The following is a 24,828-nucleotide window of genomic DNA, read 5'->3' on the forward strand; positions in this document are numbered from 1 at the left end:
CTAAGGGCAGCGTCGGTGCTGATTGGCGCAACACGTTAGGATGGGCCGGGTGACTACTTCTCAGCCCCGACTCTTGCTCATCGACGGCCACTCCATGGCCTTCCGCGCATTTTATGCACTGCCCGCGGAGAACTTTTCTACCTCGGGCGGGCAGCATACGAATGCGGTCTACGGATTCCTTTCCATGCTGGCGAATATCTTGGCGGAGGAGAAGCCGGACTTCGTCGCGGTAGCCTTCGACGTGGGCCGCAAGACCTTCCGCACGGAGATGTTCCCCGCCTACAAGGCACAGCGCGAAGCCGCGCCGGAAGAGTTCCGGGGGCAGGTTGAGCTCATCCGTGAGGTTTTGGAGACGCTGGGAATCACTACGCTGTCGCGCGAGAACTTCGAGGCCGATGACATCGTGGCTACGTTGTCCACGCAGGCGGGCGCGGACTATGAGACCTTCCTGGTCACCGGTGACCGCGACTATTTGCAGCTTGTCGACGACTCCACGACCGTCCTCTATCCCATGCGCGGGGTGTCCAAGCTGCATCGCTTTACTCCAGAGGCAGTGGAGGAGAAGTACGGTCTGACCCCGCAGCAATATCCGGACTTTGCTGCCCTGCGCGGAGATCCTTCCGATAACTTGCCCTCCGTGCCAAAGGTGGGGGAGAAGACCGCCACGAAATGGATTACCCAGTATGGCTCCCTCGATGGCCTTATCGAGCATGCCGAGGAGATCAAGGGAGTGGCGGGCCAGAACTTCCGCGACCGCATCGAACAGGTCAAGCTCAACCGACAGCTCACCCAAATGGTGACGGATATGGACCTGGAGGTTGGCCCCGCGGATCTGGAGTTTAAGGGAGCGGTCGCTAGCGAGGTCGCGGCTCGCTTCGACGAGTTGGAATTCGGCACCAACCTGCGCGAGCGGGTCCTCAACGCCGTCCCGCACGACGCCGCCGCGGAAGCTGCTGCGGCTGAGGAAACCCCGGACGTCACGGTTACCGTGGTGGACACTCCGCTGGCTGAGTGGCTCGAGGGTAAGGAAGACGTAGCAGTCTTCGTACAAGGTGATGGGACCCCGGGCGCGGGTGATGCTGCAGCACTGGCACTGGTCGATTCCTCCTTTGAGGGCCGCCAGATTGAGTTGGCAGATCTCGATGCTAAGGACGACGCCGCGCTGGCCGCGTGGTTGTCATCAGACGCGCCGAAATACCTACACGAGGCGAAGGCCGCCTGGCACATGCTGGCCGGCCGGGGGATTGAACTGCGCGGAATTGCTCACGACACCGCCCTTGCCGCCTACCTCTTGCGTCCGGGTCAGCGCACGTATGCGTTGACGGACGTGTACCAGCGCCACCTACAGAAGTCCCTCGGCGCGGCCACGGAGCAGCTCTCCATCCTTGATGAGAACCCACTGGTGGATCAGGCCGCTGCCATTATGGAGTTAGCGGCAGAACTAACGCGTCAACTCCAGGAGATTGACTCCTTCGAGCTCTATACCGACCTAGAGTTGCCGCTGGTAGGCATCCTTGCCCGCATGGAAGCCGCCGGTATTGCGGTCGACAGAGATGTCTTAGAAACTCAGCGTGATGCCTTCATTGAGCAGGTCAATGAACAGGAACGCGCCGCCCGCGAGCTGGCCGGTGATGATTCTCTCAACCTGAATTCCCCGAAGCAGCTGCAGTCGGTGCTCTTCGATACCTTTGACATGCCGAAGACGAAGAAGACCAAGACCGGCTATTCCACCGCGGCTAAGGAAATTGAGCAGCTTGCTGCAACTCATCCGCACCCCTTCTTGGATCACCTGCTGGCCCACCGCGAGTATCAGAAGATGAAGACAACGCTGGAAGGTCTCATTAAGACCATTCAGCCGGATGGCCGCATCCACACCACGTTTAACCAAACGGTGACTTCGACGGGCCGTCTGTCTTCGACGGAACCGAACCTGCAGAATATTCCGGTGCGCACTGAGGCAGGACGCCAGATCCGTTCGGCTTTTGTGGTCGGCGAAGGCTTTGAGTCCTTGATTACGGCCGACTACTCCCAGATTGAGATGCGTGTCATGGCGCATCTCTCCGCAGACCCCGGGCTCATCGAGGCCTACCGCGAAGGCGAGGACCTGCATAACTACGTCGGATCCAAGGTTTTCGATGTACCGGTGGATGAGGTCACCTCGGAGCTGCGCCGCCGAGTCAAGGCTATGTCCTATGGCTTGGTCTATGGACTTTCCGCTTTTGGCCTATCGCAGCAGCTGGGTATCCCAGCGCGCGAGGCTAAGGAGATTATGGAGAGCTACTTTGAGCGTTTCGGCGGCGTGAAGCGCTACCTCGACGAGGTAGTGGTGCAGGCCCGAAAGGACGGTTATACCTCCACGGTCTTTGGGCGCCGCCGCTACCTGCCGGAGCTAAACTCCGATAACCGCGTGGCCCGTGAGAACGCTGAGCGCGCTGCCTTGAACGCGCCCATCCAGGGAACTGCTGCGGATATCATCAAGGTTGCCATGATCCGTGTGGATAAGGCCCTTGAAGGCATGGCCTCGCGCGTGCTGCTCCAGGTTCACGATGAGCTTGTCGTGGAGGTGGCTCCCGGAGAGGCAGAAGACGTACAGCGCATCCTAGAACGCGAAATGGACAAGGCTATCGAGTTGACTGTTCCGCTCGAGGTGTCCGTTGGCGTGGGCAAGAACTGGGATGCCGCAGCGCACTAGAGGTTAGGTCAAGCCCACCGCGCGCTCGTCCTCGGTGGGCGTGCGGCGCTCGACCAAACACCCGGCGAGGAGATCGAAGGGGGTTTGGCCCAGCACAAGGACGCTGAGGCCAAGGATGGCCAAGATGGTTGCTTCAACATAGGGGAGTCCTGTCAGCGCAACAAGAGTAAGGAGTAGCCAGCTGTTGCGAATTGCTGCGCTGGCGATTCCGGGATGCTCAGCGATGACTTCTAGCTTCAGCGACCACTTGCCTAGAGAAGTGTGCTTCGTTGACTCCGCCCACACCCGGTAGACGTAGAAGACGAGGGCGAGCGCGATGATGTCGTAGATAGCTCCTGCTCTGCCGCTCAATACTCCGTCGGTGCCGAGGTTGATTGCCCATTTGATCACCACGATGACAGCGGCGGCGAGGAAGGCGTCAATCCACCAGGCCACCGTGCGGCGCAGGAAAATCCCAAGGCGTTCTAAAAGCATGGCTGCCAGCTTAGTTCGCTGCGGGCGGCACACTCCGCACCAGGGTAGGCAAGGTCCGGTCTATCGTGCTTCGCACACGAAGATGGCGGTGCCGGGGAAAATTACACCTCGTTCTGGAGACCACTGGCCCCACGTGAGGTCGAGGCCCTCTGGCCACTCGGGTTCAATGAGGTTGCGAATCTCGAAGGATCCGCGAACCTGTAGTGCTCGCACCCAATCACCCATCGTGCGGTGAAACTCGGCGTAGCTAAGCTTACCGTTGGCATCCTGCTCGAGGTAGGCGCGCTCAAAATAGGACAGCTCTGCTGTGAGGCTCTGGGGACCGTCTGGGAAGACCCAGCGCATTGGGTGCGGCACAGAAAAGACAAAGCGTCCACGTGGGCGCAGGACCCGGTGGACCTCGCACAGTGCCGTGTCCAGGTCGGCCACGAAGGGTAGGGCGCCGAAGGCGGAGAAGACGACGTCAAAGGATTCGTCGCGATAGGGAAGCGCTAGAACATCAGCTTGGACTAGCGGTAGCTCGGGCGCGGCATGGGAGAGCATTCCCGACGAGAGATCGAAACCCGTCGCAAAGCGTGTGCGTCCTTGCAACCACTGCGTGCACGGCGCGGAGCCGCAACCGAGCTCGAGAACGGTGGCGGAGGAGACGTCGCCAAGCAGCTGCGCCTCAGCCTCATGCAGCATTTCCGGGCACCAGTAGAAAGAGGATAGGTACTCGGGGTGTTCCGCGTGGTAGGAATCGGCGTCACGATCCCAAAAATCGCGGTTGGCAGAGGATGCCGAAAACGCTGCTGCAGACACTCTTCCTTTCCCAATTCTTTTTCCATGGCGCATTTGCCGTTTTAGCTGCGAGGATGTAGGGTTGTACGGGCGTGTCTATGACTCGGGACGCGCTGGGCTACTGTAGGAGAGCTCGGCACGGCTGCGAGTCGGGATTGAAATCCATCTTAAGCCTTGCGCATTCGCGCTGCTTAATGACGCTTTTCAAGAGACGCGTAACTGTCCAATTACGATCTCCTACGTTTATTCGGAGCATAACTACATGCCAACTTCTAACACCCCTCAGGTTGCGATCAACGACATCGGAACCGCAGAGGACTTCCTCGCAGCTGTCGACGCCACCATCAAGTACTTCAACGATGGTGACATCGTCGAGGGCACCGTGGTCAAGGTTGACCACGACGAGGTCCTGCTCGACATCGGTTACAAGACCGAGGGCGTCATCCCGTCCCGCGAGCTCTCCATCAAGCACGACGTCAACCCGGATGAGGTTGTCGAGGTCGGCGACGAGATCGACGCACTTGTTCTCACCAAGGAGGACAAGGAAGGCCGTCTGATCCTGTCCAAGAAGCGCGCACAGTACGAGCGTGCTTGGGGCGCCGTCGAAGAGCTGCACGCCAAGGAAGAGCCGGTCACCGGTACCGTCATCGAGGTTGTCAAGGGTGGTCTCATCCTGGACATCGGCCTCCGTGGCTTCCTCCCGGCTTCCCTCGTTGAGATGCGCCGCGTCCGCGACCTGGAGCCGTACATCGGCCAGGAGCTCGAGGCCAAGATCATCGAGCTGGACAAGCAGCGCAACAACGTTGTCCTGTCCCGCCGTGCATACCTCGAGCAGACCCAGTCCGAGGTCCGCTCCGAGTTCCTGCACCAGCTGCAGAAGGGCCAGGTCCGCAAGGGCGTTGTCTCCTCCATCGTCAACTTCGGCGCCTTCGTCGATCTCGGCGGTGTCGACGGCCTGGTTCACGTTTCCGAGCTGTCCTGGAAGCACATTGACCACCCGTCCGAGGTTGTCACTGTGGGCGACGAGGTCACCGTCGAGGTTCTCGACGTCGACCTGGACCGCGAGCGCGTGTCCCTGTCCCTGAAGGCAACCCAGGAAGATCCGTGGCGCGTCTTCGCCCGCACCCACGCTGTGGGCCAGATCGTTCCGGGCAAGGTCACCAAGCTCGTTCCGTTCGGCGCCTTCGTTCGCGTCGAGGAGGGCATCGAGGGCCTCGTCCACATCTCCGAGCTGGCTCAGCGCCACGTGGAGGTTCCGGACCAGGTTGTCAACGTTGGCCAGGAAGTCATGGTCAAGGTCATCGACATCGACCTCGAGCGTCGCCGTATCTCCCTGTCCGTTAAGCAGGCAGACGAGGACTACACCGACGAGTTCGATCCGTCCAAGTACGGCATGGCTGACTCCTACGACGAGCAGGGCAACTACGTGTTCCCGGAGGGCTTCGACCCGGAGACCAACGAGTGGCTCGAGGGCTACGACGAGCAGCGCCAGGCTTGGGAGGCTCGCTACGCAGAGTCCGAGCGTCGCTTCAACCTGCACACCGCTCAGATCGAGCGCAACCGTGCTGCAGCCGCTGAGGCCGCCGAGTCCGCTGCCAACTCCAACTACTCTTCCGAGTCTCAGGATGCAGCTCCGGCATCCGATTCTCAGGCAGAGGTTGGCGGCTCCCTCGCTTCCGACGAGCAGCTTGCTGCTCTGCGCGACAAGCTCGCTGGCAACTAAAAGCTAAGTCCTCTCGGATAGGCTCCGCCGTTTAGTCCGAGACGATCTAGTTCTTGCAGAAAGGCCGCTTCTCCCCGCTGTGGGAGGGGCGGCCTTTCGCGTATCCTAAGCCGGTATGAAACTCATTGGCCTCACTGGCGGAATCGGCAGCGGAAAATCGACTGTAGCGCAGCTTCTCGTGCGCCACGGCTGGGAATTAGTGGATGCCGATCAGATAGCCCGGGACATTGTTGAACCGGGTCAACCAGCGCTCACAGAACTGGCGCAGGCTTTCGGGGAAGACATTCTCCAAGAAGACGGGAGCCTGGACCGGGGGTTGCTAGCTTCCCGTGCCTTCTCTAGTCGCGAGAAGACCGCTGTGCTCAACTCGATTACGCACCCGCGCATTAACGAGGAAACCCAAGCCCGCTTCGACGAAGCGCGGCAAGCCGGTGCGGATTTCGTGGTCTATGACATGCCACTCCTCGTGGACAAAGGACTCCACAAGGATATGGACGCCACCATTGTTGTTGACGTTGACGCAGAGGAGCGTGTGCACCGCCTGGTGGCATACCGCGGGCTGGATGAGGAGGACGCACGCCGCAGGATCGCGGCGCAGATTCCGGACGATGTGCGGCGTGCTGCCGCTGATTTCATCATTGACAACAACGGCCCCCGCGAAGCACTGGATGAGCAGGTCGAGGGGGTCGTCGCCAAGCTCCGCGCCCGCCTAGGTTAGGCACGCAACTTCCTAGCAACAGTTTTCTGGCAGAAGCTCCTAGCGCGTTGCTACGACGTCAGAGACTGCGATGTGGTCGTTGTTTTCCATGTCCTCGCCCACGAAATCAAGGTCAGTGCGCATCAGCATGGTGTTGTAATCGTGCCACGATGTCAGCGTGTAATACAGGTGCTGGTCATCCTGGTCTGGCAGCACGAAGGGCGCGTACGTGTCGTTGAGTGGCTCGCCGCTGACAACCTCGGTGGTCTTCGCGCCCACAAGCATGCGGCGCGGCGACCACGGTCCTTCGGGGCTATCTGCGGTGCGCATGACGATGCCCTCTCCCTCCACTCCATACATGGTGACGTACTTGCCCAAGTAGTGGTTGTAGGCCACGGAAAGCTCGGAGACTTTGCCATCGAGCACCTCGGTGGCCCGCGCGGGATCCTTCACCCATGAGCCATCTGAGTAGTAGCTGAAGGCATCTTCGTTGGGGAATTCAGATTTCAACGCGCGGGATAAATATGCCGGGCCACGGCGGCCGTTTCCGGTGGAGTAACGGTAGATATAGTCGTCGTGCTCGATGAAGGCCGATTGCTGCAGCTTTTCGAACCCTGGGCGGTAGTTTGCGCCGCCGGGAATGGGAGCGTTCGTCCCGTGGCTAGCGTTAGTGCGTGTGGCCTCCGGTACCGCGCGCCACGTGACTCCGCCGTCGGTCGACTTCACGGTCCCACCAAAGTTGGTTGACCAGCCGGTTTTCGGGTCGTGCCAAGAGCGCACGGACATGTAGTCGATGTAGTGCACGCCGTCGACCACGATGCCCGCTGTGGGGATGGTGGTGCGCTCGCCGTTGGTATCTTGATCTCCCACCTTTTGGGAGGGGATGAACTCCTTTGCGCGGCCATTGGCGGACCATCCGGAGTTAGTCAGCGCCTCCTCCAGACGTAGGCCATCACCGTAGTCGTGGTCGCTCGTGCGCAAGAGGAGGTTGGAACGCCACCCATCACCGTCGCTCGAACAATCCATGGAATCGCCGAAGACGTAGTAGGAGCGGCCCGCGTTGTCAGAGTAGGCAATGCCGAGGTCGGTTCCGGAAATGTCGAATTTTTGGTCGGTGCGGTTCGGGGAACCGGAACCGGTGATGAGCTGCATGATTTGTGTCGGTCCGCCGGTGATTTGGCGCTGGTTATAGTTGCTGCGCTGTGGTGCTGCGGAGTCACCTGAACTGCTCGAACGGGAGGAGCTCCCCAGCAGCGCGTCGAGCCCTCCTAGCGAAGAGCCGCCTCCCGGCCCGGAGGCCTCGGGCTTCGACGTGAAGCTACCGGACTTCGAATAGGCCGTACACGGAGAAGCTTGGGCGGTGGGCGTGTGGGACACGATAGCGACGGGCACGAGACCGGCGATGGTCATTGCGCTGGCGAGGGAACGAAACTTCATGCCAGCCGATTCTAAAGGAGAGCGGCAACTTTTAAAGCATATGGTGGCTAAAATTTACCTTGTGCTCGCGCACCGTTCATCTTGAGTGCTTAATCTGCCCCTCCATGGGAACCTGGGACGTTGGGCCTTTTGATAATCACGCCGCGTGCGAAGTGCTCGCGGAAATTCGTGATGGCTCCTTCGACCTCGACACGTTTAAGAAGAGCTGCGTGGATTCTCCCATCGATGTTGACGACGCCGAGGTCGTCATCGCCTTAGGCGCACTGGCGACGTCCCCGGCGGACAAACTTCCCGCTGGAGTCAGTGTCGAATCCGTTAAAGCGCTGCGCACGCCGCAGACTCGGGCCTGGCTGCGCCAGAAAATTAACACAGCGATGGAGCCCAATAATTCCCCGATTTATGCTCTGTGGGAAACCACGGGTGAGTTAGATCTGTGGCTGCGCACGACGCGTGCTGTATTGCCCTAAACCGTTCTCTCTTGCCTCACACAGTGGCTGGGTTGTTGACCTGCCGGGACCTAGCAGGTTTAGGCTTCGGCGCGTTAGACTGGTCGGCATGGCTTTTGCTGCTGAACACCCTATCCTGCCGGTCTCGGAACACCGTCCTGTCGGTGAAATCGAACGGCGCTCGGCCGATTTTCGTGTTGAATCAGAGTACCAGCCCGCCGGCGACCAACCCGCCGCCATCGCGGAACTGGATGAGCGGCTGAGCCGCGGCGAGCGCGACGTCGTCCTCATGGGTGCCACGGGTACCGGTAAATCCGCTACTGCGGCGTGGCTCATCGAAAAGCAGCAGCGCCCGACACTCGTGATGGCGCCGAATAAGACGCTGGCGGCCCAGTTGGCAAATGAGCTGCGCCAGCTCCTCCCGCACAACGCCGTTGAGTACTTCGTTTCTTACTACGATTACTACCAGCCGGAAGCCTATATCGCGCAGACGGATACCTATATTGAGAAGGACTCCTCGATTAATGAGGACGTGGAACGCCTGCGCCACTCCGCCACCTCGGCGCTTCTTTCCCGCCGTGATGTTGTCGTTGTGTCCTCTGTGTCCTGCATCTATGGCTTGGGCACGCCGCAGTCCTACCTCGACCGCTCAGTCGTGCTGGAGGAAGGGGAGGAGATTGACCGCGATCGCTTCCTGCGCCTGCTCGTGGATATCCAGTACGAGCGCAATGACGTGGGTTTTACGCGCGGAACCTTCCGCGTCAAGGGCGATACCGTGGATATCATCCCCGCCTATGAGGAGCGTGCGGTGCGCATCGAATTCTTCGGCGATGACGTGGATGAGCTCTACTACATCCACCCGTTGACGGGCGATGTTCTCGAGCGAGTCGACGAGGTGCGAATCTTCCCCGCGACTCATTACGTGGCGGGTCCAGAGCGCATGGCGCGGGCCATCGAGGACATCAAGGAAGAACTTGCGGAACGCCTCGCCGAGCTGGAGAACCGCGGCAAGTTGCTCGAAGCACAGCGCCTGCGAATGCGCACCGAATACGACCTCGAGATGATCGAGCAGGTGGGCTTTTGCTCCGGCATTGAGAACTATTCGCGCCACGTCGACGGGCGCCCTGCCGGTTCGGCGCCGGCGACACTCTTGGATTATTTCCCGGAGGACTTCCTTACCATCATCGATGAGTCCCACGTGACCGTCCCGCAGATCGGTGGCATGTTTGAGGGTGATATGGCCCGTAAGCGCAACCTCGTGGAGTTTGGCTTCCGTTTGCCGTCTGCCGTAGACAACCGGCCACTCACCTTTGATGAGTTTGAGGAGCGCGTGGGGCAAACCGTCTACATGTCGGCCACGCCTGGTGATTTTGAAATGACGGCCTCCGGCGGCGAGTTCGTCGAACAGGTCATTCGCCCCACCGGCCTGGTGGATCCCAAGGTGACGGTCAAACCCACCAAGGGCCAGATCGATGACCTCATCGATGAGGTCCGCGCCCGCACCGCTAAGCAGGAGCGTGTATTGGTCACCACCTTGACCAAGCGCATGGCAGAAGACCTCACTGATTACCTTCTAGAGCATGGCATCAAGGTGCGCTACCTCCACTCGGATATCGATACGCTGCAGCGCGTGGAGCTACTGCGGCAGCTGCGCTTGGGTGAATTCGATGTGCTCGTTGGTATTAACCTGCTGCGCGAGGGCCTCGACCTTCCCGAAGTCTCACTCGTCGCTATTTTGGACGCAGACAAGGAAGGCTTCCTGCGTTCCACCACTTCGCTCATCCAGACAATCGGCCGCGCCGCCCGAAACGTGTCCGGTGAGGTCATCATGTATGCGGACAAGATTACGGACTCGATGCAGGAAGCCATCGAGGAGACCGAGCGCCGCCGTGAAAAGCAGATTGCCTATAACAAGGAACACGGTATCGACCCGCAGCCATTGCGCAAGAAGATCGCTGACATTTTGGATCAGGTTTACGACAACGCCGATGAGCAGGAGCAGGGGGCGGACCCCACGGCAATCGTCGAGAAGCCCGATGTGTCCTCCATGGCTGCCGACGAGGTGCAGGCGCTTATCGACGACCTGACGACCCAAATGCGCGAAGCCGCCCGAGAGCTTAAATTCGAGCTGGCGGGGCGCTTGCGCGATGAGATCGCGGACCTGAAGAAGGAACAACGTGGACTCAAAGAGGCCGGGATTTAACAGTCTGGGTCGGCGTACTGAAACCTCGTTAGTGCACTGGGCGGGTAACACCACACTCAGTGTGGGCAGCCGTGCCATACTGTTAGGGATTAACCACTAGTTATAAGGAGAATCATGCTGAGCTACAACGTCATCGCCGTGGGAACCGATGGATCACCGACATCCCTGCGTGCCGTCCGTTCTGCCGCATCTATGGCGCGTGCTTATGATGCGACGTTGATCATCGTGTCTGCTTTCTACAACCACTCCGGTTCGATGCTCGGCGCACCGAACGCAGAGGACGCCCGCGTGCCCGTTGTCAGCGAGGAAATGTCAGAGAATTTCCTCAACAATGCCGCGGAGATCGCGCACGGCGAGGGTGCGAAGCGCATCGAGATCATCGCTAAGTCTGGCGACCCTGTGAACTCACTCATCGAGGTGGGCAAGGACTATGATGTCGACTTGTTCGTGGTGGGTAACAAGGGAATCCATTCAGTTCGCGGCCGGGTATTCGGTTCCGTTGCGACGGAGCTAACCCGTAAGGCCCACGCGGATGTTGTGGTGGTCAACACCACTGAGTAAGCGCCGGACCCAGTCGGGTGCACAGCACACGCGCTGATCGACGCGAACACGCCAGCGTTGTTAGACTAGCGGGTGCGCAAAAGCTTTTAGAATTTTGTTTAGCGGTGGCCTCAAGGTTGGGGCCCAGCGAAGAAAGGTCATCATGAGCGATTACAACAAGATCGTGGTCGGTACCGACGGTTCCAAGTCCTCCCTGCTCGCAGTGGAGCGCGCCGCCAAGATCGCCGCAGCCTTCGATGCCACCCTCATCATCGGTTGCGCCTACTACGAGAACCAGGAGCAAGCCTCCAAGACACTGCGCCAGGATTCAGTGACGATTCTCGGTGATGAGAAGGCTCAGGCCAACCTCGCCTCCGGCAAGGAACACGCAGAGAAGTTCGGCGTGACGAAGGTGGAGACCGCTGTGCGTCCGGGCACCCCGGTTCAGGCTCTGATGTCCATCGTCAACGACAACAAGGCTGACCTGCTCATCGTTGGTAACCGCGGAATTAATTCCTTGACCGGCCGTCTGCTCGGTTCGGTTCCGGCGGATGTCGCGCGTCAGTCTGATTGTGACGTCATGATCGTCCACACCGTCAACTAAGCCTTCTCGGGCTACGGTACGCACACGCCCCAGAAACTTCTTCGTCGGAAGTCTCTGGGGCGTGTTTGCGCGTTGTGGTGCTTTTCTAAGAGCCGAACCGAAGCTTGCGATAGGCGCGGGCGAGGGCGTTACCGTCGGCGCCTTGAATAAGCGGGATATCGAAAGAAGACTCTTTGTTGACCTTGACTAAGGGAGCAAGCGAGCCATGGGAGAGCAGCTGCTCTTGTGGCGTGAGGTTGCGTATTGCTAGCGCTGCCACACGGTTGGGATGCTCCGCCGCGGCGTCGGCATAAGTCAGAGGATCGTGTTGCCCATCATCACCGATGAGAAGCCAGCGCAATTTGGGGAAAGCAATGAACAAGTTGCGCAGTTGGACACGCTTGTGTTCTTGGCCATTGCGGAAAAGACCGGTGGGCGTTGGGCCCCAGTCGGTGAGCAACAGTGGGCCACGTGGGAAGCCGTTCTCCGCCATGAAATTGACCAAGGTGTCATAGGTATTCCACGCACCGGTGGAGAGGTAGACGAAGGGAACCTCTGGGTGCTGTTGAGAGATCTCCCGGTAGAAACTGGCCATGCCTTCGACGGGGGTTCGCGTATTGGTGCGCTTTACCCAGGAATTCCACGCTGCAATCATGGCTCGCGGCAGCCAGGTCACCATGATGGTGTCATCGATATCGCTGACCACACCGAATGTCGTGTCTTTGTCCACTATGAGGACTTCTGCGCTCACCTCGTCTGCGCCTTTGGCGCGGATGGTGACGTCGTGCCAGCCAGGTTCTAGCCCGTGGTCATGGACGAGGACATCGATGTAGCCGTTGTCATTCGTGGTGCCCGGCACCGTCTTACCGCCAACTGTTACTTCGACCTCGTGGTGCGTGACCTGGATGGTGAAGAATTGGCGGTATCCGCGTTGGGTCCACGTATCGCGTTCCTCAGCCTTGGGATCGTGCATGAGCACGCGGCCGAGCACGTGGACAAAGTCCTCGTTGCCATAGCCGGCGTAGCCAGTAATGCTGGGTTGCCACCCTTTGCGCGCCGAGTGCTTGAGTGAGAATGCATTCGCGGTGGATTCGACTTTGCGGGCGATATCGGAAAGTGCCATGCGCACCAGACTAACCGAAAACCTCCGCGTAACGGCCGGCGATGGTCAAGGACTGTGTCGCGCGCGTGAGGGCCACATAGAGGTTGTGCAGACCTTGCGGTGATTCTGCCACGATGTCATCCGGGTTGACTACGGTGACGTGGTCAAACTCTAGCCCCTTGGTGTGCTCAACGTTGGCCGCAGTGATCACAGCCCGCAGGCGCCCTTCATCATCCTGGAAGGTAGCTGGCTCAAGGTCGTCCGTATCATCGCGCCAGATGACGTCCACGCCGTCGCGAACAGCGATACCCGGCGTCGCTTCGGGGTTGATGGATTCCAAGAGTTGATTGGCCAATTCGGTAATTGGGCGCGGGGTGCGGTAGTTGACGCTTAACCCGTGAAGCCGAAAGCGCTCGCCGACGAACGGCTCGAGCGTGTCCGCCCAATCATCGACGCCGGCAGGGGCACCGGTCTGGGACGTGTCGCCCACGAGAGTCATCCACCGCGAGGGGCTACGGCGAAAAATCATGCGCCATTCCATCGGGGTGAGTTCTTGGGCCTCGTCGACGATGACGTGCCCGTAGGCCCACGTGTAGTCTTCACGGGCGCGCTGGGCGGTGGTGCGGGAGTCCCGAACCTCGTGGCGTCGAGCGAGGTGCTCGGCGTCGATGACGTCGTGGGCAGAGAGAATCTCCGCTTCGAACATGTCGTCATCGTTGTCGGTGGAATCGGAAGAGCTCAGGATATCGAGTGCGTCTTCTGCCTCTGCGACTTGCTCACGCCATTCTTTTTCTTCGGCGACACGTTCTGCTTCGGGGTCGGGCATGCCGATGAGAACCGCAAGTTCGTCGAGAAGCGCGGCGTCGGAAGGCGCCCAAGCTCGGCCGTCCTCACGGTAGAGCGCACTGCGGGTTTCATTATCATAGTCGCCGGCCGCCGAATCGATGCGTTCGGTGCTGCTGAGGAGATCGGCGAGGACATCGGTGGGTGTCAGGTGGGGCCAGAACTCGTCGATGAGCTCTAGCACCTGGGGTTCTTCCGCGAGGTCGTCGTGGAGCTGATCCACATCCGCGCGGGAGAGCAGGTTGTTGCCGCCGAGAGGGTCAGCGCCAATGCGTTCAGCCATCTGCTGGGCCAGTGACTCGGTGAGGTGTTCCGCAAACGCTGCCTGGGCATCGTTGTGTGGTTTGCGCGAGCGCCGTGCACGCGTCCGTGCTGCCTTGACCATCTGTGGGTCCACGGTGAGCTCGAGCCGATCGATCTCGAGCGTGCGCGATTGTTCCGGCAGGCGTTGATAGTCTTTCACCGCGTTGCCGAGGATCTCCACCATGGCCGCGGAGCCTTTGATTTCGCGCGCGAGCAGGGACTCAGGGTGAGTAGCCTCAATGCCGGGGAAGAGAGAAGAGATGGTAGAAAGCACAACGCCGGTTTCACCAAGCTCCGGAAGCACCCGGGAAATATACTCCAGGAAGGTGGAGTTGGGACCCACGATGAGCACACCCGTGGCGGCCAGTTGTTCGCGGTAGGTGTAGAGCAAATAGGCCACACGGTGCAGTGCCACCGCCGTCTTGCCGGTTCCTGGCCCGCCTTCGACCACCATGACGCCGCGCGTGCTGTCACGGATGATTTCGTCCTGCTCCCTCTGAATGGTTTCCACAATGGAAGGCATGTGCCCAGTGCGGGCCTGTTGCATGACGTGGTGGAGGGCGGACTCACTGGCAACGTCGCTGCTGTCGGTGTGTGACTCGCCTTCGAGGACTTCGTCGCTGATTCCGGTTACCGTGCGCCCAGTAGTCCTGATGTGCCGGCGGACGTGGACTCCCTCGGGGTGCGCGGTGGTGGCAAGGTAGAAAGGTCGCGCCATCGGGGCGCGCCAATCCAGAAGGAGCGTGCGGTAATCCTCCTCGCGGGCATCGAGCCCCATGCGGCCGATATAGCGGCGGTCTAGTCCCTCCGGGGTGGGGTTATCACCGGGCGCATCAATGTCGATGCGCCCAAAAACCAGTCCGAGTTGGGCGATGTTTAGACGGTCCAGCTTGGCCTGCAACCCGTGGTACTCGGTTTCGCGGCGCACCAGAGCATCGGCATCCGGGGTATGCGGATCGACAGCAGCCTGTACCTCATTGAGGCGCTCATTTGCGGCGTGGACCTCGTTATCGAGACGCGCAAAAAGGCCATCGACGTAGGCTTGCTCACTGGCAATCTCGGTGTGCGGATCGTTTGCTTGAGCACTAGGGTTTGCGGTGCGAGGCACGGATGAAGATTCAGACACAAGGCTCCTTGGGCGCGTTTGAAGGCTTCTCCTGGGTGGAAAAGAACAACGGCCCAGCATACTAGCTGAGCCGTTGTTGTCTCCACCGCTTCCATGTATCACGGTGCGTTGCGGGGCTATCCGCAACTTTAGGCGACGTGCTTAGAGGCGGTCACCGAACTTCTTGAATGCCTTATCGAGCTTCTTGGATGCTTCCTTCTGCAGCTTTTCCGCGCGCTTGCGAGCCTTCTTCTGGGCGCGCTTGCTATCAAGCGAATCGGCCTTGGCCAGGGCCGCGTCAGCGCGGTCCTGCGCCTTGCCGGCCGCCTTGACGAGGCCCTTGCGAGCGGTAGCGGAGTTATCACGGGCTGCGTCGAGCCAGTCATCCTTGTTGTCCTCAATGAACTCGCGCGCGGTCTCGGCGGTGTCTTCCATGAAGGTGCGTGCGGACTCGAGGAAATCGCGTCCGGTGGACTCCCAGTCATCGCGGTTGTCCTCGACGTAGTCCTTGGCGGTCTCGAGCCAGTCATTGGCCTTGGCCGTGACATCAGAAGAAATCTCATTGGCGCGGGTGGAGAAGTCCTCCGCAAACTTCTGCTGCTCGGACTTGCCCGGCAGCGCCTGCTGGATCTTCTTGTTCGCGCGCTCGGAAGCCTTGGCAGCGCGCCAACGCACAGATGGCTTACCTTCGGTGTCCTGGGTGACGATGGCCAGGGCGCCGAGCAGAGCGGTGTTGGTAATGAAGCCGTTGCGCTGTGCTTCCTTTTCTTCCTTGGAATCTGCGGTCCAGAAAGCATTTCCAACCAAGTTGGGGACGTGAGTCAGCGCCAGCACAGCAGCGGAGGTGCGCGGTGCCTTGCCCAGCGCCAAGCTGGTGCCCGCGGCGGTCTTTGCGCCGCCGAGCGCGCGGGTAACCAGCTCGGGGTCGTTAGGGATGTAGCCTGCGTACTCGCGCGGCAGCACCTTGCGCAGGCGCTTGAGCACGGACTCGGTGTCCGCGACGTGCTCCGAGGTGTTGCGGAGCGTATCCACACCATCCCAGATGAACACGGAGGCCAGCATAGGACGGGCAAACTTACGAATCATGACGTGCTCCATTCGATAGATCTGTAAAGACGTTCGTCACACCATAGTACGCGGGTTAAACAACTGCTGCTGTGAGGGCAGCAGTTAACACGTCGTTACCAACGGCGCTCCCACCACTCGTCCAGATGCGGGCGCTCTGTGCCAAGCGTTGTGGGCGCTCCGTGTCCAGGGCGGACGATCGCTTCGTCGGGGTAAACATCAAAGAGCCGCTGCGTGACATCCTTGTACAGGCGCACGAAGTCACCTTCCGAGGTGGTTTTCCCCACGCCGCCGGGGAAGAGGGAATCGCCGACGAAGAGGTTGGTGACACCGTCAATCTCCGCTGCAACCGCTGCACCGCCTGGAGTGTGTCCGCGCAAAATGATGACGGGTAGGTCGAAGCCGGCAAAAGGCAGGGTATCGCCATGCTCGAGCTCCACGTCGACGGGCGCGGGCAGGGCAGGGGAGTCGAGGAAAGAGGCATAGTGCACGGCGCCGGTTGTGTCCAAGACTTCTTTCAATGCACGCACGTGGTCCCAGTGGCGGTGGGTGGTAAGCACGGAGGTGATCTTTACTCCGTTATCTGCGGCTAGAGAAAGAAGCGCGGGGGCGTCAGCGGAGGCGTCGATAAGCAGCGCTTCTTCGCCCGCACACAGTAGGTAGCAATTGTTGTTCATGTCGGACACGGAAATTTTATGAAGCTCAAGCGCGTTGTTCATAAGTCCAACCATACGGGTACATTCTGATTGAGAACTCTCTGAACACACATACATTTGTGTAGGAAGGCAGCAACTAGTGGCTGATCGTTTGGTCGTACGAGGTGCGCGTGAGCACAACCTCAAGGGCGTGGATATCGATATTCCGCGCGACAAATTGGTGGTGTTTACCGGCCTATCTGGCTCGGGCAAGTCCTCGCTTGCTTTCGACACCATCTTTGCCGAGGGCCAGCGGCGCTACGTTGAGTCCTTGAGCTCCTATGCGCGCATGTTCCTTGGCCAGATGGATAAGCCGGACGTTGAGTTCATTGATGGGCTTTCTCCGGCGGTGTCCATTGACCAAAAGTCCACCAACCACAACCCGCGCTCAACAGTGGGAACCATCACCGAGATCTATGATTACCTGCGTCTGCTCTTCTCCCGCGCGGGCACGGCGCACTGCCCTCAGTGCGATGCCGTCATTGAGCGTCAAACCCCACAGCAAATCGTGGATGAGGTTTTAAGCCACGAGGAGAAGCTTAAGTTTCAGGTCCTCGCACCGGTTGTGCGCCGCCGTAAAGGCGAGTTCGTTGACCTCTTCGCGGACCTCGCGGCGCAGGGATATTCCCGCGTCCGGGTGGATGGTGAGCTCTACCAACTCAGTGATCCGCCCAAGCTGAAGAAGCAGATTAAGCATGACATCGACGTCGTCGTGGATCGCTTGCAGGTCAAGGCTTCCCAAAAGCAGAGGCTGACGGATTCCGTGGAGACTGCTCTGCGCTTGGCTGATGGCCTGGTAACCCTGGATTTCGTCGACAGGGAGGAGCTCACTCACACCTACTCGGAGAAGGCTGCCTGCCCCAACGGCCATACGCTGACCATTGAGGAATATGAGCCGCGCGCCTTTTCCTTCAACGCACCTTTCGGTTCCTGCCCGGTGTGTGACGGTTTGGGCACCCGCCTTGAGGTTGACGTTGATCTGTTGATCCCAGACCCGGATGCTCCGGCTGTGGAGGCCATCCAACCGTGGACGTCGAGTCCCAATGCGAGGTACTTCGTCAAGCTCGTCGAAGGCCTAGCGAAGGCCCTCGACTTCGATCCCCGCACACCGGTTTCTGAGTTGACTGAGGAGCAGCGTCACGCCTTGATTTATGGCACTGACGTGGAAGTCAGCGTGCGCTACAAGAACCGCTATGGCCGCCAACGCAATTGGTCCGCGCCTTTTGAAGGTGCCATCGGATTCCTGGAGCGCAAGCTTGATCAGGCTGATTCCGAATCGCAGAAGGACCGCCTGCTTCAGTACACCCGTCGCGTTCCTTGTAATGCCTGCAACGGCACGCGCCTCAAGCCCGAAATCCTGGCGGTGCGCTTGGCCTCGACCGCTCACGGTGAGCAGTCCATCGCGGGCCTGACGGCGCTGTCCATCGAGGAGGCAGCAGAGTTCCTCGACTCGCTCGTTCTGGGCCACCGCGAGGAGATCATCGCTGGTGCTGTACTAAAGGAAATCCAGGCGCGCTTGCGCTTTCTTCTCGACGTCGGTCTGAACTACCTCACCCTCGACCGCGGCGCCTCCACGCTGTCCGGTGGTGAAGCGCAGCGCATCCGCCTCGCCACACAGATCGGTTCCGGCCTAGCGGGAGTTCTCTACGTGCTCGATGAGCCCTCCATCGGCCTACACCAACGCGATAACCAGCGCCTCATCGCCACGTTGAAGCGCTTGCGCGATATCGGAAACACCTTGATCGTGGTGGAGCACGATGAAGACACCATTCGGGAGGCGGACTGGCTTGTCGACGTCGGACCGCGCGCCGGCGAGTACGGCGGAACGGTGGTCTATCAGGGTGAACCCGCCGGTATCGAAGCCGTGGAGGAATCGCTCACTGGGCAATACCTCTCGGGCAAGAAGAAGCTCGCTGTCCCCGATACGCGCCGTGCGATCGATCCTGAGCGCATGCTCAAGGTGGTCGGCGCCCGCGAGAATAACCTCAAGGGCATTGACGTGGAGATCCCGCTGGGTGTCCTCGTCTGCGTCACAGGTGTGTCCGGCTCCGGCAAGTCCACCGTGGTCAACCAGATTTTGGCCAAAACCTTGGCCAACAAGCTCAATCGCGCCCGCCAAGTGCCGGGGCGAGCCAAGCGCGTCGAGGGCGTGGAGCACCTAGACAAACTCGTGCAGGTGGACCAGAGCCCTATCGGGCGCACCCCGCGCTCAAACCCAGCGACGTACACAGGGGTCTTCGACAAGATCCGCAACCTCTTCGCGGAAACCCAGGAGGCCAAGGTTCGCGGCTACAAGCCGGGCCGCTTCTCCTTCAACGTCAAGGGCGGACGCTGCGAAGCGTGCCAAGGTGACGGCACCATCAAGATTGAGATGAACTTCCTGCCCGATGTCTACGTGCCCTGTGAAGTATGCGAGGGTGCACGCTACAACCGCGAGACCCTGGAGGTTCTTTTCAAGGGCAAGAACATTGCTGAGGTCCTCAACATGCCGATTTCAGAGGCTGCAGAGTTCTTTGAGCCCATCACCTCCATTCACCGCTACCTCAATACCTTGGTGGAGGTGGGCCTTGGATACGTCCGCCTGGGCCAAGCCGCTACAACACTTTCCGGCGGTGAAGCACAGCGCGTGAAGCTGGCATCTGAGCTACAAAAGCGCACGAATGGGCGCACGGTCTACATCTTGGATGAGCCGACGACGGGCCTGCACTTTGAGGACATCCGCAAGCTCATGCTCGTCATTCAGGGTCTGGTGGATAAGGGCAACTCCGTTATCATCATCGAACACAACCTGGACGTCATTAAGGCCGCGGATTGGATCGTTGACATGGGCCCCGAGGGCGGCTCCGGCGGCGGTACCGTCGTGGCTCAGGGCACACCAGAAGATGTGGCACAGGTGGAAGGCTCCTATACGGGAGGGTTCCTCAAGGAGATGGTGTGATGGTAGGGCAGAAGCTCACGCACGCGGCTGCGCTGACTCTCGGTCTTGCCGTGGCTACAACTGCGGCGGGCTGTTCTGCCCCGGATAGGGACGCAGTGCAGGAAGCTCCAGAAACATCTAGTGAGGGGGTTAAGAACAGCTACGGCCTCGATGCGGAGCTGCGCGCCGTCGTCGCAGACGTCGAAAGTGAGTATGACGTTCAAGCTGGAGTGTCAGTGGCGGATCAACAGGCAACATTCAACGCTGGACTAAGGGGTGAAGAGCCTGCATGGTCAACCGTAAAGGTGCCGATCGCCATCGCGGCTTTGCGCGACGAGGCTAGCCCTGAGCTTGTGGACCTCGCCATTAAGGAATCGGACAACGATGCCGCCTACGCACTGTGGTCCCACGTTCGTTGGACCGAGGGGGACGCGGGAAGCGCAGTCAAGGCTCTCTTGAAGGAATATGACTCATCCGGCGAATTTGAGGAACCATTTGGATATTCCACGTGGTTGCTCGAAGAGCAGGCCAAGTTTGGCGCACACTTGCCGTGTATCCCCGAAGCCGCGCAGGTTTATGACGCGATGGATGACATCGTGGAATGGCAAGACAATGGACTCGACCGCCTCCCGCATACCCGGGCCAAAGGCGGCTGGGGGCTTTCCGAGGAGGACAACGGGTATACCCATCGCCAGATTGGGGTGCGGGAAACCGAGGGGGCCGGTAAGGATGCCGATGGCGCGGTGGGATTGGCCATTGAGGTCACCATGCCCGGCGACTACGCCGAGGAGGCTATACCCGCTCTTAACTTGCTTGCTGCAGGCGTAGACCGTGTTGTCACCGAGGCGCTGGGGGAGGGCGCGCTAAAGCCCTTGGTTGGTTGTGCGCGGCCTGGCGCAGCGCCGAGGGCTGAGGAGGCGTCGGCAAGCGCAGCGTCGAAGAGACAAGGTGCGTCGGCCGAACCAACAACTAACTCACCTGCTCGCCGATTTGGTGATTGATGCATGTGGTGTTAGAGTAGTGCGCACTACCGCCCGTAGCGCCTCCTCCAGGAGGTACTTGGGCCGCAAGCGGAGTTTCTCCCACCTGAGGCCGCGTAGGAATCACCATTCCAACGCAGGATAAAGGTTAAGAGTAGGCGCCACGCGGTGGTGCGTGCTTGAAAAAGAAACTCCCGGATGCCACTGGCGCCGGGATTTATTCGTTTGTGGCCTCGGTAGGCACACTACTAGCCCCACAATCGAGGAGAACCACAATCAGCGCTGAAGCTCGCATTAATGAGCGCATCCGAGTACCCGAGGTCCGTCTTGTTGGCCCCGGTGGTGAACAGGTGGGCATCGTCCGTACTGACGATGCTCGCAAGCTCGCGTACGAAGCGGATCTTGACTTGGTCGAGGTTGCACCGAACGCGAAGCCGCCCGTAGCCAAGATCATGGATTACGGCAAGTTTAAGTACGAGCAGGCCCAGAAGGCCCGCGAGTCCCGTAAGAATCAGCAGCAAACTGTGGTGAAGGAACAGAAGTTCCGTCCGAAGATTGATGATCACGATTACGAGACGAAAAAGGGCAACGTGGTGCGCTTCCTGGAGAAGGGTTCCAAGGTAAAGGTGACCATCATGTTCCGTGGCCGCGAGCAGTCGCGTCCGGAGCTGGGTTTCCGCCTGTTGGAGCGTTTGGCTGACGACGTCGCAGAGGTCGGCGTTGTGGAGTCGCGTCCCAAGCAGGATGGTCGCAACATGACCATGGTTCTTGGACCCGTCCGCAAAGGCAAGAAGTAGACCACGCTCCACTTAGGATTTAAGGATTTAATTCTCATGAAGCAGAAGACTCACAAGGGCACCGCCAAGCGCATCAAGGTGACTGGCTCCGGCAAGCTGCGCCGCGAGCAGGCTAACCGCCGCCACCTCCTGGAGGGCAAGCCGTCCAAGCGCACCCGTCGTCTGAAGGGCACCGAGGACGTCGCCAAGGCAGACACCAAGCGCGTCAAGCGCCTTCTCGGCCGCGCATAGTCAGCGCCGAAACTCCCATCCCCACACACTCACAATCAAGATAAGGAAGTATTACTGTGGCACGAGTAAAGCGCTCAGTTAACGCCAAGAAGAAGCGTCGCGCAATCCTGAAGTCCGCTAAGGGCTACCGCGGCCAGCGCTCCCGCCTTTACCGCAAGGCCAAGGAGCAGTGGCTGCACTCCATGACTTACGCTTACCGCGATCGTCGCGCCCGTAAGTCCGAGTTCCGCAAGCTGTGGATCCAGCGCATCAACGCTGCTGCTCGTATGAACGACATCACCTACAACCGCCTCATCCACGGCCTGCGCCTGGCTGAGATCGAGGTTGACCGCAAGATCCTCGCCGAGCTTGCAGTTAATGACTTCGAGGCTTTCTCCGCACTGTGCGAGGCTGCTAAGGCTGCACTTCCGGAGGACGTCAACGCTCCGAAGGCTGCCTAAGCACCGCGCGTAGACGCCAGATGCACCCACCGCCCCTGATGAAGGGACGGTGGGTTTTGTCGTTGCGGGAGTAATGCCCGCAAGAACCCTTAAGCCCTGCTTCTCCCGAGGGATTGTGTTACATTGCACAGTACTGTCATGAGAGCCGCCTGCCCTTAGTCCTTGGGGCTGGCCAGAGATACATGGTGTGAAGGAGAGAAGAGAAATGACCAACCCGAACAACGCTTATCAGCCCAATGGCGACGCTTTTGACGGCGCTTCTAATGGAGGACAGCCGCAACAGGCAAACCCCTTCGGATCTTCGAGCGACCAGTACGGTTATAGCGCGGCCCCCTATGGTGGTTCGCAGCAGTCCCACAACGTTCCGGCACAGCAGGGCGCTTACCAGTCACACTATGGCCAGCAGCCACAAGCCGCAGGAGAGCAAAAGTCATGGGTAGTAGCACTGCTCTTGTGCTTCTTCTTGGGAGAATTGGGAGTTCATAACTTCTACCTCGGCCGCACGAAGCGCGGTATGTGGCAGCTGGCCCTTGCGATCATCGGCATTATTACCTCCTTCATCATCATTGGTATTTTCCTCGTCGCTGGATTGGTGATCTGGAAGTGGGTCGAGCTGGTGTTCATCGCCGGTGGTTTCTCTAATTACGATAAGGACGCAAACGGCGTACCGCTGAAGAAGTAACCGCGCGCAGAGAGCAGTAACTGCGCGCAGAGAATCGCGGAGAACTCTTATCCCGCTTGCCCGCCCGAACGTGGTGGGCAAGCGGGACTTTTCAATGTGAAGCTCGGTCGGTACCGTCACATACATGGATCTGGATTTCTCCTCTGCTTTTACCGAACGCACGCCGCGCGTAGTCAATGCGGCCAAGCTGCACCGCGCGGCCAACCGTCGTAAGGCGGAGCGCTTCATCATCGAGGGCGAAAACGCTGTGGACGCGGCGGTGTCCACGGGAGCGGCGACCGACGTCTTCGTGACGGAAAGAGCCGCCGAGCGCTTCGCCCACATCGTGCAAGCCTGCGGATATATGGACGTCTATGTCCACCCCATCACGGATAAGGCGGCCAAGCACCTGTCTGATACCGCGACGAGCACCGGGCTCTTCGCCGTGTGCCGCCCCGTCCTGTGGAGCGCCGGCAAGATTCTGGCGGGCAAACCACAGCTGGTCTCAGTCCCAGTGCTGACGTCTGAGCCTGGCAACGCAGGTACCCTGATTAGGACTTCGGACGCCATGGGGGCGGACGGTGTCATCTTCGCCGGTGAGGCGGTCGACCCTTTGGGCTGCAAGGTCGCGCGCGCGTCGGCGGGGTCGCTGTTTCATGTGCCCGTTGCTCGCGATCCCAACATCAAGGACGTCCTGGGCAAGCTGCGCTCTTCCGGGATGCAGGTGCTAGCCACGGCTGCTGATGGTGAAGTAGATCTAGCTGAGGCAGATCTGAGCCAACCCACCGCCTGGTTATTCGGTAACGAAGCACATGGACTGGGCGAGCTCTTGGATGAAGCTGACATGCGTGTGCGCATTCCGATTCTTGGGCGTGCAGAGTCACTCAACCTGGCTACGGCCGCCAGCATTTGTCTTTATGAATCAGCCAAGCAACAGAACAGCTAGCTCTGCTCTGTGACTAGGGCTGGTGGCCACAGTAGTCGTTAAGCACGGTAAGATAGCTCGCGTTAGTTTTTGTGCGAGAAGAAGGTAATCAAGGCACGTGTCCGATACACCTCAGATCGAATTGACCGAAGAGGCCCTGGGGGCCGCCGCGGAGAAGGCCATTGCCGCCTTCGAGGCTGCATCCGACCTCGACGAGCTCACCTCCGCCCGCCGCGAACACCTTGGTGACGGTGGCTATATTCCGCAGGCCCGCCAGTCGCTGGGCCAGTTGCCCAAGGATCAGCGCAAGGACGCCGGTCGTGCCGTAAACATGGCCCGCGGCAAGGTGGAAAAGCGCTTTGCACAGATTCGTGAAGTGCTGGAGCAGGAGGCTCGCGCCGCTCAGCTGAAGGCGGAGAAAGTCGACGTTACCGTCCCCACCACGCGGGCGCAGACTGGTGCTTTGCACCCTATTACCGCGTTGTCGGAGCGCATCGCCGACATCTTCGTGGGCATGGGCTGGGAGATTGCCGACGGCCCGGAGGTTGAGGCCGAGTACTTTAACTTTGATGCGCTGAACTTCAAGCCCGATCACCCTGCGCGTACGTTGCAGGACACTTTCCATGTGGGCAAGGAAGGCTCCAAGCAGGTCTTGCGTACGCATACCTCGCCGGTGCAGGTACGCACGATGCTTGAGCGAGACGTACCGCTGTACATCGCTTGCCCGGGTCGCGTTTTCCGCACCGACGAACTCGATGCCACCCATACTCCGGTCTTCCACCAGGTGGAGGGCCTAGCAGTGGACAAGGGGCTGACCATGGCCCACCTTCGCGGCACCCTGGAGCACCTAGCCAAGGTTCTTTTTGGCCCCGAGACCACCACCCGCATGCGCGTGAACTACTTCCCGTTCACCGAGCCCTCGGCCGAGGTCGATGTGTGGTTCCCGAATAAGAAGGGCGGCGCCGGCTGGATCGAGTGGGGCGGCTGCGGCATGGTCAACCCCAACGTTCTGCGTGCCGTGGGCATCGACCCCGAGGAGTACACAGGTTTCGCCTTCGGCATGGGCCTTGAGCGCACCTTGCAGTTCCGCAATGGTCTGACCGATATGCGTGACATGGTTGAAGGCGATGTTCGCTTCACCCTGCCCTTCGGCGTGCAGGCATAGGAACCCAGAGAAAGGATAGAGAGA

Annotated in this window: 22 protein-coding genes; 15 read left to right on the forward strand and 7 right to left on the reverse strand. The window is 59.9% G+C overall.

The window, feature by feature from the left end; all coding sequences use genetic code 11:
• The first annotated feature begins 40 nt into the window (after positions 1–40).
• On the forward strand, positions 41–2,692 hold the full coding sequence (gene polA, locus HMPREF2698_RS06670) for a DNA polymerase I (protein ID WP_070563072.1): 2,652 nt from the start codon (positions 41–43) through the stop codon (positions 2,690–2,692).
• Positions 2,693–2,695: 3 nt separating this feature from the next.
• Here the strand turns inward: polA and HMPREF2698_RS06675 are convergent, their stop codons facing one another.
• On the reverse strand, positions 2,696–3,166 hold the full coding sequence (locus HMPREF2698_RS06675) for an RDD family protein (RefSeq protein ID WP_070563075.1): 471 nt from the start codon (positions 3,164–3,166) through the stop codon (positions 2,696–2,698).
• 60 nt (positions 3,167–3,226) lie between these two features.
• Positions 3,227–4,000 (reverse strand): class I SAM-dependent DNA methyltransferase, encoded by a 774-nt coding sequence (locus tag HMPREF2698_RS06680; RefSeq protein WP_246819443.1) that lies wholly within the window; start codon positions 3,998–4,000, stop codon positions 3,227–3,229.
• Positions 4,001–4,208: 208 nt separating this feature from the next.
• Between HMPREF2698_RS06680 and rpsA the strand changes: the two genes are divergently transcribed.
• A complete protein-coding gene (gene rpsA / locus HMPREF2698_RS06685; protein ID WP_010190105.1) occupies positions 4,209–5,669 on the forward strand; it encodes a 30S ribosomal protein S1 in 1,461 nt (486 codons plus the stop codon).
• Between the two features lie 115 nt (positions 5,670–5,784).
• A complete protein-coding gene (gene coaE, locus HMPREF2698_RS06690; RefSeq protein ID WP_070563081.1) occupies positions 5,785–6,387 on the forward strand; it encodes a dephospho-CoA kinase in 603 nt (200 codons plus the stop codon).
• Positions 6,388–6,426: 39 nt separating this feature from the next.
• On the opposite strand, the gene HMPREF2698_RS06695 is transcribed toward coaE, so the two are convergent.
• Entirely contained in the window at positions 6,427–7,803 is a 1,377-nt protein-coding gene (locus HMPREF2698_RS06695; RefSeq protein ID WP_070563084.1) for a DUF4185 domain-containing protein, read from the reverse strand.
• Between the two features lie 104 nt (positions 7,804–7,907).
• Here HMPREF2698_RS06695 and HMPREF2698_RS06700 point away from each other — a divergent pair, with 104 nt between their 5' ends.
• From HMPREF2698_RS06700 to HMPREF2698_RS06715, 4 genes are all read left to right on the forward strand, one after another.
• Complete coding sequence (locus HMPREF2698_RS06700) at positions 7,908–8,270, forward strand: DUF4259 domain-containing protein (protein WP_141746419.1); 363 nt, start codon at positions 7,908–7,910, stop codon at positions 8,268–8,270.
• 88 nt (positions 8,271–8,358) lie between these two features.
• Positions 8,359–10,452: an excinuclease ABC subunit UvrB gene (uvrB, locus tag HMPREF2698_RS06705; RefSeq protein WP_070529903.1), complete on the forward strand. Its 2,094-nt coding sequence runs from the start codon at positions 8,359–8,361 to the stop codon at positions 10,450–10,452.
• A gap of 114 nt (positions 10,453–10,566) precedes the next feature.
• The gene (locus HMPREF2698_RS06710) at positions 10,567–11,013 is read left to right on the forward strand and encodes a universal stress protein (RefSeq protein WP_070523204.1); all 447 of its coding nucleotides are present in this window, start codon (positions 10,567–10,569) and stop codon (positions 11,011–11,013) included.
• Positions 11,014–11,155: 142 nt separating this feature from the next.
• Positions 11,156–11,596, forward strand: a complete 441-nt coding sequence (locus tag HMPREF2698_RS06715; protein ID WP_010190091.1) for a universal stress protein — start codon at positions 11,156–11,158, stop codon at positions 11,594–11,596.
• Positions 11,597–11,681: 85 nt separating this feature from the next.
• Here the strand turns inward: HMPREF2698_RS06715 and HMPREF2698_RS06720 are convergent, their stop codons facing one another.
• The 4 genes from HMPREF2698_RS06720 to HMPREF2698_RS06735 all read right to left on the reverse strand — a co-directional run bounded on the left by HMPREF2698_RS06720 (position 11,682) and on the right by HMPREF2698_RS06735 (position 16,712).
• Positions 11,682–12,698, reverse strand: coding sequence for an App1 family protein (locus HMPREF2698_RS06720; RefSeq protein ID WP_070563090.1), 1,017 nt, complete (start codon positions 12,696–12,698; stop codon positions 11,682–11,684).
• Positions 12,699–12,708: 10 nt separating this feature from the next.
• Positions 12,709–14,949: a HelD family protein gene (locus HMPREF2698_RS06725; protein WP_070563094.1), complete on the reverse strand. Its 2,241-nt coding sequence runs from the start codon at positions 14,947–14,949 to the stop codon at positions 12,709–12,711.
• 141 nt (positions 14,950–15,090) lie between these two features.
• On the reverse strand, positions 15,091–16,014 hold the full coding sequence (locus tag HMPREF2698_RS06730; RefSeq protein ID WP_070563097.1) for a DoxX family protein: 924 nt from the start codon (positions 16,012–16,014) through the stop codon (positions 15,091–15,093).
• A 95-nt stretch (positions 16,015–16,109) separates the two neighbouring features.
• Positions 16,110–16,712 carry an MBL fold metallo-hydrolase gene (locus HMPREF2698_RS06735; RefSeq protein WP_070529910.1) on the reverse strand — a complete coding sequence of 201 codons (603 nt, stop codon included), beginning with the start codon at positions 16,710–16,712 and terminating at the stop codon, positions 16,110–16,112.
• 76 nt (positions 16,713–16,788) lie between these two features.
• On the opposite strand from HMPREF2698_RS06735, the gene uvrA reads away from it, so the two are divergent.
• From uvrA to pheS, 8 genes are all read left to right on the forward strand, one after another.
• Entirely contained in the window at positions 16,789–19,626 is a 2,838-nt protein-coding gene (gene uvrA, locus HMPREF2698_RS06740; protein WP_070563100.1) for an excinuclease ABC subunit UvrA, read from the forward strand.
• On the forward strand, positions 19,626–20,606 hold the full coding sequence (locus HMPREF2698_RS06745; RefSeq protein WP_246818364.1) for a serine hydrolase: 981 nt from the start codon (positions 19,626–19,628) through the stop codon (positions 20,604–20,606). The genes uvrA and HMPREF2698_RS06745 overlap by 1 nt, the downstream gene beginning before the upstream one ends.
• Before the next feature lie 206 nt (positions 20,607–20,812).
• Positions 20,813–21,382: a translation initiation factor IF-3 gene (infC, locus tag HMPREF2698_RS06750; RefSeq protein WP_083299163.1), complete on the forward strand. Its 570-nt coding sequence runs from the start codon at positions 20,813–20,815 to the stop codon at positions 21,380–21,382.
• A gap of 36 nt (positions 21,383–21,418) precedes the next feature.
• Positions 21,419–21,613 carry a 50S ribosomal protein L35 gene (gene rpmI / locus HMPREF2698_RS06755; protein ID WP_010190075.1) on the forward strand — a complete coding sequence of 65 codons (195 nt, stop codon included), beginning with the start codon at positions 21,419–21,421 and terminating at the stop codon, positions 21,611–21,613.
• A gap of 56 nt (positions 21,614–21,669) precedes the next feature.
• Positions 21,670–22,053: a 50S ribosomal protein L20 gene (rplT, locus tag HMPREF2698_RS06760; RefSeq protein WP_005323264.1), complete on the forward strand. Its 384-nt coding sequence runs from the start codon at positions 21,670–21,672 to the stop codon at positions 22,051–22,053.
• Between the two features lie 205 nt (positions 22,054–22,258).
• Positions 22,259–22,735: a TM2 domain-containing protein gene (locus HMPREF2698_RS06765; RefSeq protein ID WP_070563108.1), complete on the forward strand. Its 477-nt coding sequence runs from the start codon at positions 22,259–22,261 to the stop codon at positions 22,733–22,735.
• A 124-nt stretch (positions 22,736–22,859) separates the two neighbouring features.
• Positions 22,860–23,660: a TrmH family RNA methyltransferase gene (locus tag HMPREF2698_RS06770; RefSeq protein WP_070563113.1), complete on the forward strand. Its 801-nt coding sequence runs from the start codon at positions 22,860–22,862 to the stop codon at positions 23,658–23,660.
• Between the two features lie 97 nt (positions 23,661–23,757).
• A complete protein-coding gene (gene pheS, locus HMPREF2698_RS06775) occupies positions 23,758–24,804 on the forward strand; it encodes a phenylalanine--tRNA ligase subunit alpha (protein ID WP_070523173.1) in 1,047 nt (348 codons plus the stop codon).
• The last annotated feature ends 24 nt before the right edge of the window (positions 24,805–24,828 follow it).

The sequence above is a fragment of the Corynebacterium sp. HMSC072A02 genome (genome assembly GCF_001810085.1).
Taxonomy (GTDB): domain Bacteria; phylum Actinomycetota; class Actinomycetes; order Mycobacteriales; family Mycobacteriaceae; genus Corynebacterium; species Corynebacterium hesseae.

Bases quoted from the DNA above. Each gene is read 5' to 3' on its own strand.
- HMPREF2698_RS06735 (WP_070529910.1), bottom strand. From the start codon at position 16,712: ATGAACAACGCGCTTGAGCTTCATAAAATTTCCGTGTCCGACATGAAC.
- rpmI (WP_010190075.1), top strand. From the start codon at position 21,419: ATGAAGCAGAAGACTCACAAGGGCACCGCCAAGCGCATCAAGGTGACT.
- uvrB (WP_070529903.1), top strand. From the start codon at position 8,359: ATGGCTTTTGCTGCTGAACACCCTATCCTGCCGGTCTCGGAACACCGT.
- HMPREF2698_RS06745 (WP_246818364.1), top strand. From the start codon at position 19,626: ATGGTAGGGCAGAAGCTCACGCACGCGGCTGCGCTGACTCTCGGTCTT.
- HMPREF2698_RS06675 (WP_070563075.1), bottom strand. From the start codon at position 3,166: ATGCTTTTAGAACGCCTTGGGATTTTCCTGCGCCGCACGGTGGCCTGG.
- HMPREF2698_RS06695 (WP_070563084.1), bottom strand. From the start codon at position 7,803: ATGAAGTTTCGTTCCCTCGCCAGCGCAATGACCATCGCCGGTCTCGTG.
- HMPREF2698_RS06770 (WP_070563113.1), top strand. From the start codon at position 22,860: ATGGATCTGGATTTCTCCTCTGCTTTTACCGAACGCACGCCGCGCGTA.
- coaE (WP_070563081.1), top strand. From the start codon at position 5,785: ATGAAACTCATTGGCCTCACTGGCGGAATCGGCAGCGGAAAATCGACT.
- HMPREF2698_RS06715 (WP_010190091.1), top strand. From the start codon at position 11,156: ATGAGCGATTACAACAAGATCGTGGTCGGTACCGACGGTTCCAAGTCC.
- HMPREF2698_RS06680 (WP_246819443.1), bottom strand. From the start codon at position 4,000: ATGCGCCATGGAAAAAGAATTGGGAAAGGAAGAGTGTCTGCAGCAGCG.
- HMPREF2698_RS06700 (WP_141746419.1), top strand. From the start codon at position 7,908: ATGGGAACCTGGGACGTTGGGCCTTTTGATAATCACGCCGCGTGCGAA.
- HMPREF2698_RS06720 (WP_070563090.1), bottom strand. From the start codon at position 12,698: ATGGCACTTTCCGATATCGCCCGCAAAGTCGAATCCACCGCGAATGCA.
- HMPREF2698_RS06765 (WP_070563108.1), top strand. From the start codon at position 22,259: ATGACCAACCCGAACAACGCTTATCAGCCCAATGGCGACGCTTTTGAC.
- polA (WP_070563072.1), top strand. From the start codon at position 41: ATGGGCCGGGTGACTACTTCTCAGCCCCGACTCTTGCTCATCGACGGC.
- HMPREF2698_RS06730 (WP_070563097.1), bottom strand. From the start codon at position 16,014: ATGATTCGTAAGTTTGCCCGTCCTATGCTGGCCTCCGTGTTCATCTGG.
- HMPREF2698_RS06710 (WP_070523204.1), top strand. From the start codon at position 10,567: ATGCTGAGCTACAACGTCATCGCCGTGGGAACCGATGGATCACCGACA.
- rpsA (WP_010190105.1), top strand. From the start codon at position 4,209: ATGCCAACTTCTAACACCCCTCAGGTTGCGATCAACGACATCGGAACC.